Origin of the sequence: Azospirillum sp. (genome assembly GCF_035627195.1) — a bacterium.
Classification (GTDB): domain Bacteria; phylum Pseudomonadota; class Alphaproteobacteria; order Azospirillales; family Azospirillaceae; genus Azospirillum.
The window spans coordinates 17,344-28,646 of record NZ_DASPMG010000035.1; the positions used below are offsets into that span (position 1 = coordinate 17,344).

Genomic DNA, 11,303 nt, shown 5'->3' on the forward strand with positions numbered 1-11,303 from the left:
GGGGACTTGCCGTTCAGGGTGCGGGGAATAGCGCGTCGGTGCGGCCCATCAGGCGGTAGGCGACGAGCCCGATCCATTCCTTCAGCACCGGCGTGGCTGAATCGAGCCCCTCGCCCAGATCCAAGATCAGGTAGGGCCTGCCGTCACCACGCGTGCGGTAGTCGACCGGGTACGCCGTGACCGGCCAGCCCGCCTGCCGGAAAAGGCCGACGGCGCGCGGCATGTGCCACGCCGAGGTGACCAGCAGCCACGTCTCGCCGTCCTTCGGTTCGGCGAAGCGGCGGCTGAAACGGACATTCTCCCAAGTGTTGCGCGACTCGGTCTCGAACAGCACGCGCCCGGCGTCGAGCCCGGCTTGCCCCAGCGCCGCACGCATGGCGGAGCCTTCGCGGTACTGCCCCTCCCACAGCGAGCCGGAGCCGCCGGTGAACACCAGCCGGGCGTCCGGGTAGCGCCGGCCGAGGTCCGCGAAGGCGAGGACACGCTCCGCCGCGTCGTTCACCGAGGGTTCGCCGCGCGCGGCGGCCAGCGCCGGGCTAACGGCGCCGCCCAGCACAATGACGCCGTCCACACGGTCCGGCAGTGCGGGCCGCGGGAAGCGGCTTTCCAGGGGAAGCGCCAGCCAATCCGCGACGGGGAGAACGGCGAAGGCGAGGAAACCGGCGGCCGACAGTACGACGAGACGCCGACCGACGCGCCGCGCCCGCTCGCCCGAGCGGAACAGAAGCGCGCAGCCGGCGATCAGCAGGACGGTGAGCAGGTTGCCCGGCAGGGCGAGCGGCAGGAGCACCTTCGACGCGATGAAGTCCACGCCCTGCCGCCCCCCGCCCTGCCCGGCTTACGCCCCCAGCATCTCCACGGCCTTCTGCAGCTTGTCGCGGGCCTGCGCGGCCGTCTCGCGCCGGTCGCGCTGTTCCTCGATGACCTCCTCGGGCGCCTTGGCGACGAACTGCTCGTTGCCGAGCTTGGCGTCGATCTTCTTGATCTCCGCCGACAGCTTCTCGATCTCCTTGGTCAGGCGCGCCCGCTCCTTGTCCAGGTCGACGATGCCCTCCAGCGGCAGGATCACCGTCGCCTCGTCCACCACGGCCTGCACCGCGCTCTTCGGCACGGCGCCCTGCAGCGGCTCGGCCGAGGCCAGACGGCCCATGCGCAGGATGAGGTCGCGGTGCGTGTCCAGGCGCTTCAGCGTCTCCGGGCTGGCGTCCTTGAGGTGCAGCGCGATCTGCGCCGACGGCGGAACGTTCATTTCCGAGCGCATGGAGCGCACCGACGAGATCACGCGCACCACCCACTCCATCTCGTCGCGGGCGGCCGGATCGATCAGGTCGGGGCCGTGCTCCGGCCAGCCGGCGCTGATCAGGCGGTTCCGCCGACCCTCGGCCAGTTGCTCCCACAGCTCTTCCGTGATGAAGGGCATCAACGGGTGCAGGATGTGCAGGATCTCGTCCAGCACCCAGGCGGTGGTGGCGCGGGTCTCGGCCTTCGCCGCCTCGTCGGACCCGTTGAGGATCGGCTTGGTGAACTCCAGGTACCAGTCGCAGAAGGTGCCCCAGGTGAACTGGTAGATGGCGCCCGCCGCCTCGTTGAACTTGTAGGCCTCGATGGCGTCGGCGACCTTCTTGCCGGCCTCGGCCAGGGCGCCCGCGATCCAGCGGTTGACCGTCTGCGTCAGGCCCTTGGGTTCGAACCCCGGCACCGGCACGGCGCCGTTCATCTGGCAGTAGCGCGCGGCGTTCCACAGCTTGGTGGCGAAGTTGCGGTAGCCTTCGACGCGGTTCACCGACAGCTTGATGTCGCGGCCTTGCGCGGCCATGGCCGACAGGGTGAAGCGCAGCGCGTCGGTGCCGTACTCGCCGATCAGTTCCAGGGGGTCGATGACGTTCCCCTTGGACTTCGACATCTTCTGGCCCTTCTCGTCGCGGACCAGGGCGTGGATGTAGACCGTGCGGAACGGCACGTCGCCCATGAAGTGGATGCCCATCATCATCATCCGGGCGACCCAGAAGAAGATGATGTCGAAGCCCGTCACCAGCACGTCGGTGGGGTAATAGCGGTCCAGCTCCGGCGTCTTGTCCGGCCAGCCCAGCGTCGAGAACGGCCACAGCGCCGACGAGAACCAGGTGTCCAGCACGTCCTGGTCGCGGGCCAGTTCGACGGTCTTGCCGTAGTGCTTGTCGGCGGCCGCGCGCGCGGCCTCCTCCGTCTCCTCGACGAAGACCTGGCCGTCCGGCCCGTACCACGCGGGGATCTGGTGACCCCACCAGATCTGGCGGCTGACGCACCACGGCTGGATGTTGCGCATCCACTCGTAATAGGTGTTCTCCCACTGCTTGGGCACGAACACCGTCTTGCCGGTCTCCACCGCCTCGATGGCCGGCTTGGCCAGCGTCGCGGCGTCGACGTACCACTGGTCGGTCAGCCAGGGCTCGATCGCCACGCCGGAGCGGTCGCCGTGCGGCACCATGTGCGTGTGCGGCTCGATCTTCTCCAGCAGGCCCAGCGCCTCGATGTCGGCCACCACCTTCTTGCGCGCCTCGTAGCGGTCGAGGCCGCGGTAGGCCTCCGGCACCGCGTCGGTCAGGCGCGCGTCGCGGTCCATGATGTTGATGATGTCGAGGCCGTTGCGCTTGCCGACGTTGAAGTCGTTGAAGTCGTGCGCCGGGGTGATCTTCACGGCACCCGAACCGGTCTCCGGATCGGCGTACTCGTCACCCACGATGGGGATCAGGCGGCCGACCAGCGGCAGGACGACGTTCTTGCCGATCAGGTCCTTGTAGCGCTCGTCCTCCGGATGCACGGCGACGGCCGTGTCGCCCAGCATCGTCTCGGGCCGCGTGGTGGCGACCACGATGAAGCGGTCGGCCTCGCCCTCGATCGGATACTTGAAGTGCCAGAGGTTGCCCTTGATCTCGCGCTGCTCGACCTCCAGGTCGGAGATCGCCGTGTGCAGCTTGGGATCCCAGTTGACGAGGCGCTTGTCCTTGTACAGCAGGCCCTGGCGGTACAGCTCGACGAACACCTTGCGGACGGCCTTGCTCAGGCCCTCGTCCATGGTGAAGCGCTCCTTCGCCCAGTCCGGCGAGGCGCCCAGGCGGCGGAGCTGGCGGGTGATGGTGCCGCCCGATTCGGCCTTCCACTCCCACACCTTGTCGATGAAGGCGTCGCGGCCGAAGTCGTGGCGCGTCTTGCCTTCCTTGGCGAGGTTGCGCTCGACGACCATCTGCGTGGCGATGCCGGCGTGGTCGGTGCCCGGCTGCCAGAGCGCGTCCCGACCCCGCATGCGCTTGTAGCGGATCAGCACGTCCTGCAGCGTGAAGGTCAGCGCGTGCCCCATGTGCAGGCTGCCGGTGACGTTCGGCGGCGGCATCATGATGGTGTAGGGCCGGGCGTTCGACTGCGTGTTCGCGGCGAACGCGCCCGACTCCTCCCACAGACGGTAGTGCTTCTCCTCGACCTCGGCGGGCCGGTAAGTCTTTTCAAGCATCTCGGGAACTTTCGCTAGCGCTCTTACGTCAGGCCGATCTTCAGAACTTCTGGGTCCGGCGGATCATGCGGTCGATCTCCTGCTGGACGAGCCGTTCGACGACCGTCGGCAGGTTCTCGTCGAGCCATTCCTTCAACAGCGGCTTCAGCAGCTCGCGCACCACGTCCTCGACGGTGCGGATGCCGACCGGCATCGGCCCGATCGACAGGTCGTCGCCCAGCTCGCGCGCGAGGTGGGTGAAGTGCTGCGAGGCGTCCTTGGCCGTGCGGCGGGAGATCAGCCCGTCGTCCTCGTCGTCCATCACCGGCATCGGCCGGGGACGCCGCGGCGGCGGGGGCGGCATCTCCGTGACGTCGTCGAAGTCCGGCATCATCCGCGGCGGCGGCGGCGGCGGGGCACGCGGCGGCGGGGGCGGCGGCTCCGGCTCGGGCTCGGACGGGAAAGCGGGCTCCTCCGGCCAGCCGTCGTCCTCCGGCTCGTCCCGCATCGGCGGCGGCTCGTCGTCCACCACCTGCGTCAACTCCAGGACGTCGTCCTCCGGCTCCTCCTCCGCCATCATCGGGGGTGGGGGCGGCGGGGGCGGCGGTGGAGGCGGAGGCGCGGCGATGGGGGCCGGGGCCGGCTCGGGCTTCTCGACGGTCTTCGCCCCGGGCTCGCCATCCTCGGAGATGATGCGGCGGATGGAGGCGAGGATCTCCTCCATCGACGGTTCTTGCTGGCCCTTATCGCTCATCGTGGGTAACCCGGGACGTCATCCTGATCCCCACACTAGGACAGGAATGGATGAAAAAAAAGGCCGCAAGACAAGAGCGGCCCGCCGGAGCGGGCCGCAGCGATCACTCGCCGATGCCGGTTCCGAACCATTTGTCGCGCACGGCGCGGTAATGGGCATCGTAATTGTAATACTCGACCGGCAGGCGGAGCTGCTGAGCCGTCAACTGCCCGACCGCCGAGAGAAGCTGGAACGCCGCCACCATTTCGTTGCGCTGGGCGCGCACGAGGCTGACGCGCGCGTTCAGCAGCTCCTGCTCCTGGTTCAGCACGTCGAGCACGGTGCGCGAGCCGACCTGCGCCTCCTGCCGGACACCTTCCAAGGCGATCTGCGCCGCCTTGATCTGCGCCTGGAAGGACTCGATGCTGGCGCGTGCCGTGCTCAGGGACTGCCACGCGCTGATCGCGGTCTCCTGCACCGCGCGGCGGCTTTCGTCGATCTGGATGCGGTACTGATTGGCGGTCTGCTTCGCCTCGCGGACCTGGGACTCGGCCTGCCCGGCGGAGTAGAGCGGAATGCGCACCTGGGCACGCAACGACGCGCTGTCCTGGCGGTCCGTGGTGACGCCCGAGGTGGCCGAGGTGCCGAGATCCCACGTGCGGCCGGCCGAGGCCGACAGGCTCACCGTCGGCAGCATGCGGCCGTAGGCGACGTCGATGTTCTCGCGCTGGGCCGCCTCCTGGAACGAGGCGCTGAGGATCGTCGGGTTGTTGGCGCGGGCCAGCTCGACCGTCTCGTCCAGAGTGGCCGGCAGCTTGAAGGTCGGCTTGGGCGCCTTCAGGTTGCCCGGCATCGTGCCGATGTAGCGAACGTAGGTGCCGCGCGACGTCTGCAGCGTGCCTTCGTTGGAGATGCGGTTGGCGACGGACTGCGCCAGACGCGACTCGGACTGGCTGACGTCGGTGCGGGTGTACTCGCCGACGCGGAAGCGGTCGCGCGCCGCCTCGAGCTGGCGGCGCAGCACCTGCTCGTTGTTGGCGCTGAGCAGCACCACCGCCTGGTTCTGCACCACGTCCAGGTAGGCGGACGCGGCGTTCAGCAGGACCTGCTGTTCGGTCGCCAGCAGCTGTGAACGCTGCGCCTGCACGGTGTTCTCGGCCGAGCGGACGAGCGGCGCGGCCTGCGGATCGTACAGCGGCTGGGTCACGTTCAGTTCGGCGGACTTCGGCGTCGCGGCGCTGCGCAACTCCGCGGAACGGCCGCCCCCGGACTGCTGGGACGTCGTCGCCGACCGCGTCACCCCGGCTTCGGCGGAGACGGTCGGGCGGTAACGCGAAAGGGCCTGCGGCACCTGTTCGTCGACGGCGCGCAGGCGCGCGCGCTGCGCCGCCAGGGTGGGGTTGTTCTCGTAGGCCTGGGCCAGCGCCTGTTCCAGGGTCTGGGCCTGGGCGGTGGCGGCCATGCCGGCCACCATGACGCCGCAGGTGACGGCCGTCGCCAGCCAACGTCCCGCATTACGGCTTCGCACGGTCATGTCTCTGGACCTTCTCTTCGGGTCGAATCCGGCGGGTCCCCTCGGGTCCCTCCCCCAGTCCGCGTGCCCATGGTGGCACACGGCGCCGCTGGTTGCATCCATGCTGCGCCAGCCCCCCGGCGCGCAGCGGTTCAGGCTCAGAACTCGAACTTCGGCTTGGGCTCGAAGCCGGGCAGCAGGTGCGGCTGGGCCTCGAAGAGCACGCGGCTCGACACCACCTTGCCGGTGCGCTCGTACAGGCGGACCTCGCCCAGGCCGCGGTCGCCCAGCACGGTGGCGACCATGCGGCCGCCGTCGGCGAGCTGCTCGCAGATCGCGGCCGGCACCTCGCACACGGCGCCCTCGAAGATGATGACGTCGTAGGGCGCCTGGTTGGCGTAGCCGGCGGCCAGCGGGCCCGTGACCGCCAGCGCGTTGGTGGCGCCGGCCGAAGCCAGCGCGGCCTTCGCGCGCTCGGCCAGGGAGGCGTCCGACTCCAGGCCGACCACGGTCGCGGCCAGCCGCGCCAGGATGGCGGTGGAGTAGCCGGTGGCGCAGCCGACGTCGAGCACCACGTCGTTCTCCCCGATCGACGCTTCCTGCAGCATGCGGGCGAAGATCATGGGCTCCATCAGATAGCGCCCGTTGCCGACCGGCACGTCCTCGTCGACGTAGGCGATGCCGCGCACGGCGTCCGGCACGAAGTTTTCACGCGGGACGTCCATCAACGCCTCGACCAGACGGTGGTCGGTCACCTTGTTCGGACGGATCTGTCCCTCGACCATGAAGAAGCGGGCGGCGGCGTAATCGGACATGGCGGGTCGCAATCGGCTCGGTTGGGAACGGGGCGGGGGCGCCCAGCCGCAGGAAACGGCTTTGCTGCCTGCGCGTATATATCCGGTACGCCGCGCGAACACAACGGCGAGGGGGCTCCCCGCGCCTGCCGTGACGATCACCCGCGAAAGGTGCGCTTCAGTGCCTTGACCACGGCAGCGCGGCAGTCTATACCTGCGCCTCCGATCGGGACGGCAGCGTTCCGGACCGGACACCGTGGCGCGGTGGCAGAGTGGTGATGCAGCGGACTGCAAATCCGTGTACGTGGGTTCGATTCCCGCCCGTGCCTCCAATACCCTGAAAATTCGACACCGACATGCGGGCGTGGCCAGCCAAGGCCTCGCCCGCGTCGGCGTTTGCATTCCACGCCGGTTCCGCCGGCAAAAAGACGGACGGCTGGAAAAATCGGGCAGGAAAGGCTTGGCAGAGGCCAAGGCTTTCGCTATATAGCCGCCCACACGCTGATCCGGCGTGGCGCAGCGGTAGCGCAGCGGACTGTTAATCCGTTGGTCGTAGGTTCGAATCCTACCGCCGGAGCCAATTCGAAAAAGGCCAGATTCCTTCGGGATCTGGCCTTTTTTCATTCTCCTCTATGGCGTTAGTCCGTCCCACGAAAGAGAGCTGGCCTGCGGCTTCCTGGCCGAATGCGTTCCGTCGCGGATTTCCCATATACTTCAACGTGATGCTTGCCCCGATCGATGCGTGGCGTAACGAGGGAGGCGGCCGTGTACGTGGAAGAGGATCCAGGCGGACCGGAGGCCGACGGCTGGGTGGGTGCCGCGGTTCTGGTGGTGGTCGTGACGGCGGCGGCCGTCGCGTTGATGAGCTTGAACTGGAACGGCCGCGCGGTGTCCGATCAGCTCTACCGATCGGACGCCACGCGCCAGCTGGTCATGGTGCCGCTGCCGCGCTGAACCGGGTCAGTTCGCGAAGTCGTCGTAGATCGTCCGGTCCTCGGATTCGGATGGGGCCGGTGCTTCGCCGACGTCGCGCTTCCACTCGCCGCACCAGTCGGTGGACAGGGTGATCGGGAAACGGCCGTCCGGCGCGCGCGAGGTCACCACGGGCGGGAAGCGCCGGCAGATGCCCTTGGGACCGCGCTGGCGCAACCCCTGCCCTTCCCAGAACCGGCAGGTGTAGCAGGAATCGGGTCGCTTCATGGCGGTGGGGCTCGCGTCCGGTTGGCGTCAGGAGGCGCCATTGTCGGCAAGCGGGCCGGCCCCGTCGATGAAGAAATGTGTCGACGAAGAAATGCGTCGGCGCAGAAATGCACGTCACGCCGGTCCGTTCGGGTCGGACGGCGGCTTGCCCATCTTCATGTCGTTGGAGCAGCGCACGTAATACGCCTTGATCTCGGCATCCAGTTCCCGCCGCCGGCGCGCGCCGGACGAATCCTCCGGCACGTCGGCGAGACGCTGGAACTCGGCGACGGCCTGTTCGAGTTCGCTTTCGCTGTTGATGGGCATCGGTCCGTTCTCCACTGTCTCGGTGTCCGTCGGGAAACACCGGGGCGGGCGCGGAGTTTCGCCGCACCGCATCTCCTCGATCACGTCTCCTTGATGCGGTGACGCCCAGGCTCATCTTCCTTGGATGGGGTAAGGAGGGACTCGGATGCGCGTGCTTCCCGTTTGCCGGATGACGGCCTTTCTAGCCTTTCTGGGGCTGGCGTCCCTTCTGGCGGGCCCGGCCCGCGCCGCGGACCCCGACCCGCAGACGCTGCTGCGCGCCGTGGTGCGCATCGACGTCACCGTCCCGCCGGATTCCCAAAGCGCCCGCACGCTCGGCACCGAGCGCGAGGGCACCGGCGTGGTCATCGACTCGAACGGCCTCATCGTCACCATCGGCTATACCATCATGGAGGCGGCGACTCTTCAGGTGACGGCGGCGGACGGAAAGCGCTACCCGGCCGAACTGGTCGCGTACGACCACGTCAGCGGGTTCGGGCTGCTGCGCGCCGGATTCGGCTTTTCGGCGCCGCCGGTGCGGATGGGCGATTCGGGCTCGGTGAAGACCGGCGACATGTTGCTGGCGCTCAGCCGCGGGGGCGCGCAGCCGGTGATGCCGGTGCTGGTCGCCAGCAAGCGCGAGTTCGCCGGCTATTGGGAATACCTTCTGGACGACGCGATCTTCACGACGCCGCCATTGCGCGCCTTCAACGGGGCGGCGCTGGTCGACTCGAACGGCCGGCTGCTCGGCATCGGCTCCCTGATCGTGGGCGAGGCGGCGCCGGGGCGCGCCCTGCCCGGCAATATGTTCGTGCCGGTCAACGCGTTGAAGGACGTTCTGGGCGACCTGCTCGCCTATGGCCGCCGGCAGGAGGATGCGCGGCCCTGGCTGGGTGTCAACGTCCGCGAGGAACAGGGAGGGCTGCTGGTCGAGCGGGTGACGCCGCGCGGGCCGGCGGAGGCGGCGGGCCTGCGTCCCGGCGACCAGATCGTCGGCGTCGGCGGCCAGCGCTTCAAGGGGTTGGCCGACTTCTACCGCAAGCTCTGGGGCCTCGGCGCCGCGGGCGTCACCGTTCCGCTGGAGGTGATGCGCGGCACGCGGATCGAGCCGGTCACCGTGACGTCCGGCGACCGGTACCGTTTCCTCAAGCTGAACCCCACCTTCTGAACCTCGCGCGACGCGGCCGGATGCGCTAAACCGCGAAGCGACGCGGCAAAGCCCAAGGAGCATCCGGAATGGACCACCCCGATGTCGAGGTGATCGAGAAGAAGCGAGCCCACGACGGCTTTCTTCAGGTCGACGTCTACCGCCTGCGGCACAGGAAGTTCGACGGCGGCTGGACCGAATCCGTACCCCGCGAGGTGTGCGTGCGCGGCGACGCGGTGGGCATCGTGCTCTACGACCCCGGTCGCGATTCGGTGGTGCTGATCGAGCAGTTCCGCGTCGGCGCCGCGGCGGCCGGCGGCCCGGCCTGGCTGACGGAGATCGTCGCCGGCATGGTGGGCAAGGGCGAAACCGCCGAGGAAGTGGCCCGGCGCGAAGCGCACGAGGAGGCCGGCTGCACCGTGCGGGAGGTCGAACGGGTCTGCGAGTTCTTCCCCAGCCCCGGCGCCTTCACCGAACGCGTGACGCTGTTCTGCGGCCGCGTCGACTGCACCGGCATCGGCGGCATCCATGGCCTGGAATCCGAGCACGAGGACATCCGCGTCAGCGTCGTCCCCGCCGAGGAGGCCTTTCGCCTGCTCGACGAGGACAAGCTGAACAACTCGATCTCGATCATTGCCCTGCAATGGCTGATGCGCCATCGCGAGCGGCTGCGCGCCGCGTGGCGGTGACGCGCGACGTCGGGTTTTCACCTGCGGTTCAACCCAACCTACGGGTGGCTTCGTAGGTTGGGTTGAGCGCAGCGAAAACCCAACATCCGTTCGGCTCAGAACCGCAGCAGCTTCGCCTGCACCACGCTCGGCAGGCCGGCGATGGCGGCGAGCAGGCCGTCGCCGGGCGGCTGGTCGACCGACACCAGCGCGATGGCGTTCTCCCCCGGCGCCGTGCGGCCGAGGTGGAAGGACGCGATGTTCACGCCCGCGTCGCCCAGCGCCACGCCGAGGCGGCCGATGAAGCCCGGCTTGTCCTCGTTGCGGATGAACAGCACGTTGGGCGACAGCTCGGCCTCGATCGGAACCTCGTCGATGCCGACGACGCGCGGCCGGTCGCCGCCGACCAGCGAACCGGTCACGCAGCGCGTGCCCTGGTCGGAGGTGACGATCAGGCGGACCAGCGTGTGGTAGTCGCCGGCGCGTTCGCGCTTCACCTCGGTCACGGCGATGTCGCGCTCGCGGGCGATCACCGGGGCGTTGACCATGTTCACCGAATCGAGCAGCGGCCCCAGCAGCCCCTGCAGCACGGTGCCCGTCAGCGGCTTGGTGTTCAGCTCGGCCGCGTGGCCCTCGTACTCGATGGTGACGGCGCGCAGGCCGGACTGGGTGAGTTGCCCGGCGAAGCTGCCCAGCTGTTCCACGAGGCGCATGTAGGGGCGCAGCTTCGGCGCGTCCTCGGCCGACACGCTGGGCATGTTCAGCGCGTTGACGACGGCGCCGCTGACCAGGAAGTCCGACATCTGCTCGGCCACCTGTAGCGCCACCTTCTCCTGCGCCTCGGTGGTGGAGGCGCCGAGGTGCGGCGTGCAGATCACCTGGTCCATGCCGAACAGGATGTTCTGCTTGGCCGGCTCCGTCGCGAAGACGTCGAGCGCGGCGCCGGCGACGTGGCCCGATTCCAGCGCGGCCTTCAGGTCTTTCTCGACCAGCAGGCCGCCGCGCGCGCAGTTGATGATGCGCACGCCCTTCCGGCACTTGGCCAGCGCGCGGGCGTCCAGCAGGTTGCGGGTGTGCTCGGTCAGCGGCGTGTGCAGGGTGATGAAGTCGGCGCGCGCCAGCAACTCGTCCAGTTCGGCCTTCTCGACGCCCAGGTCGGCGGCGCGTTCGGCCGACAGGAAGGGATCGAAGGCGACGACCTTCATCTTCAGCCCCAGCGCGCGTTCGGCGACGATGGAGCCGATGTTGCCGCAGCCCACCACGCCCAGCGTCTTGCCGGTCAGTTCCACGCCCATGAAGCGGTTCTTCTCCCACTTGCCGGCGTGGGTGGAGGCGTTGGCCTGCGGGATCTCGCGCGCCAGCGCGAACATCAGCGCGATGGCGTGCTCCGCCGTGGTGATGGAGTTGCCGTAGGGCGTGTTCATCACCACGATGCCGCGCTGGGTGGCGGCCGGCACGTCGACGTTGTCGACGCCGATGCCGGCGCGCCCGACCACC

Annotated in this window: 11 protein-coding genes and 2 tRNA genes; 5 read left to right on the forward strand and 8 right to left on the reverse strand. The window is 69.0% G+C overall.

Going from position 1 to position 11,303, the window contains the following annotated elements:
* Nucleotides 1-13: 13 nt before the first annotated feature.
* The 5 genes from VED21_RS02455 to VED21_RS02475 all read right to left on the reverse strand — a co-directional run bounded on the left by VED21_RS02455 (nucleotide 14) and on the right by VED21_RS02475 (nucleotide 6,527).
* Nucleotides 14-811 carry a YdcF family protein gene (locus VED21_RS02455; RefSeq protein ID WP_324880721.1) on the reverse strand — a complete coding sequence of 266 codons (798 nt, stop codon included), beginning with the start codon at nucleotides 809-811 and terminating at the stop codon, nucleotides 14-16.
* A 27-nt stretch (nucleotides 812-838) separates the two neighbouring features.
* Nucleotides 839-3,487: a valine--tRNA ligase gene (locus VED21_RS02460; protein ID WP_324880722.1), complete on the reverse strand. Its 2,649-nt coding sequence runs from the start codon at nucleotides 3,485-3,487 to the stop codon at nucleotides 839-841.
* Nucleotides 3,488-3,527: 40 nt separating this feature from the next.
* The gene (locus tag VED21_RS02465; RefSeq protein ID WP_324880723.1) at nucleotides 3,528-4,220 is read right to left on the reverse strand and encodes a DUF2497 domain-containing protein; all 693 of its coding nucleotides are present in this window, start codon (nucleotides 4,218-4,220) and stop codon (nucleotides 3,528-3,530) included.
* A 103-nt stretch (nucleotides 4,221-4,323) separates the two neighbouring features.
* Entirely contained in the window at nucleotides 4,324-5,733 is a 1,410-nt protein-coding gene (locus tag VED21_RS02470) for a TolC family outer membrane protein (RefSeq protein ID WP_324880724.1), read from the reverse strand.
* 137 nt (nucleotides 5,734-5,870) lie between these two features.
* Nucleotides 5,871-6,527 (reverse strand): protein-L-isoaspartate O-methyltransferase, encoded by a 657-nt coding sequence (locus VED21_RS02475; protein WP_324880725.1) that lies wholly within the window; start codon nucleotides 6,525-6,527, stop codon nucleotides 5,871-5,873.
* Nucleotides 6,528-6,764: 237 nt separating this feature from the next.
* On the opposite strand from VED21_RS02475, the gene VED21_RS02480 reads away from it, so the two are divergent.
* From VED21_RS02480 to VED21_RS02490, 3 genes are all read left to right on the forward strand, one after another.
* Nucleotides 6,765-6,838: transfer RNA gene (locus VED21_RS02480), tRNA-Cys, on the forward strand.
* Nucleotides 6,839-7,011: 173 nt separating this feature from the next.
* A tRNA-Asn gene (locus VED21_RS02485) sits at nucleotides 7,012-7,086 on the forward strand.
* A 185-nt stretch (nucleotides 7,087-7,271) separates the two neighbouring features.
* Entirely contained in the window at nucleotides 7,272-7,460 is a 189-nt protein-coding gene (locus tag VED21_RS02490; RefSeq protein WP_324880726.1) for a hypothetical protein, read from the forward strand.
* Between the two features lie 6 nt (nucleotides 7,461-7,466).
* Here VED21_RS02490 and VED21_RS02495 read toward each other — a convergent pair whose 3' ends face one another.
* Nucleotides 7,467-7,706 (reverse strand): hypothetical protein, encoded by a 240-nt coding sequence (locus tag VED21_RS02495; RefSeq protein ID WP_324880727.1) that lies wholly within the window; start codon nucleotides 7,704-7,706, stop codon nucleotides 7,467-7,469.
* A 114-nt stretch (nucleotides 7,707-7,820) separates the two neighbouring features.
* Nucleotides 7,821-8,012 (reverse strand): hypothetical protein, encoded by a 192-nt coding sequence (locus VED21_RS02500; RefSeq protein ID WP_324880728.1) that lies wholly within the window; start codon nucleotides 8,010-8,012, stop codon nucleotides 7,821-7,823.
* A 145-nt stretch (nucleotides 8,013-8,157) separates the two neighbouring features.
* Here VED21_RS02500 and VED21_RS02505 point away from each other — a divergent pair, with 145 nt between their 5' ends.
* Together VED21_RS02505 and VED21_RS02510 are read left to right on the forward strand one after the other, a co-directional pair.
* On the forward strand, nucleotides 8,158-9,159 hold the full coding sequence (locus VED21_RS02505) for a S1C family serine protease (RefSeq protein WP_324880729.1): 1,002 nt from the start codon (nucleotides 8,158-8,160) through the stop codon (nucleotides 9,157-9,159).
* Nucleotides 9,160-9,227: 68 nt separating this feature from the next.
* Complete coding sequence (locus VED21_RS02510) at nucleotides 9,228-9,827, forward strand: NUDIX domain-containing protein (RefSeq protein ID WP_324880730.1); 600 nt, start codon at nucleotides 9,228-9,230, stop codon at nucleotides 9,825-9,827.
* 95 nt (nucleotides 9,828-9,922) lie between these two features.
* Here VED21_RS02510 and serA read toward each other — a convergent pair.
* Nucleotides 9,923-11,303 (reverse strand): phosphoglycerate dehydrogenase (gene serA / locus VED21_RS02515; RefSeq protein ID WP_324880731.1); only part of this gene is annotated, 1,381 nt, incomplete at its 5' end.

What these genes read in the sequence shown, in the direction of transcription:
- VED21_RS02460 (WP_324880722.1), bottom strand. Translation starts at nt 3,487, where the DNA reads ATGCTTGAAAAGACTTACCGGCCCGCCGAGGTCGAGGAGAAGCACTAC.
- VED21_RS02495 (WP_324880727.1), bottom strand. Translation starts at nt 7,706, where the DNA reads ATGAAGCGACCCGATTCCTGCTACACCTGCCGGTTCTGGGAAGGGCAG.
- VED21_RS02505 (WP_324880729.1), top strand. Translation starts at nt 8,158, where the DNA reads ATGCGCGTGCTTCCCGTTTGCCGGATGACGGCCTTTCTAGCCTTTCTG.
- VED21_RS02475 (WP_324880725.1), bottom strand. Translation starts at nt 6,527, where the DNA reads ATGTCCGATTACGCCGCCGCCCGCTTCTTCATGGTCGAGGGACAGATC.
- VED21_RS02500 (WP_324880728.1), bottom strand. Translation starts at nt 8,012, where the DNA reads ATGCCCATCAACAGCGAAAGCGAACTCGAACAGGCCGTCGCCGAGTTC.
- VED21_RS02465 (WP_324880723.1), bottom strand. Translation starts at nt 4,220, where the DNA reads ATGAGCGATAAGGGCCAGCAAGAACCGTCGATGGAGGAGATCCTCGCC.
- VED21_RS02470 (WP_324880724.1), bottom strand. Translation starts at nt 5,733, where the DNA reads ATGACCGTGCGAAGCCGTAATGCGGGACGTTGGCTGGCGACGGCCGTC.
- VED21_RS02510 (WP_324880730.1), top strand. Translation starts at nt 9,228, where the DNA reads ATGGACCACCCCGATGTCGAGGTGATCGAGAAGAAGCGAGCCCACGAC.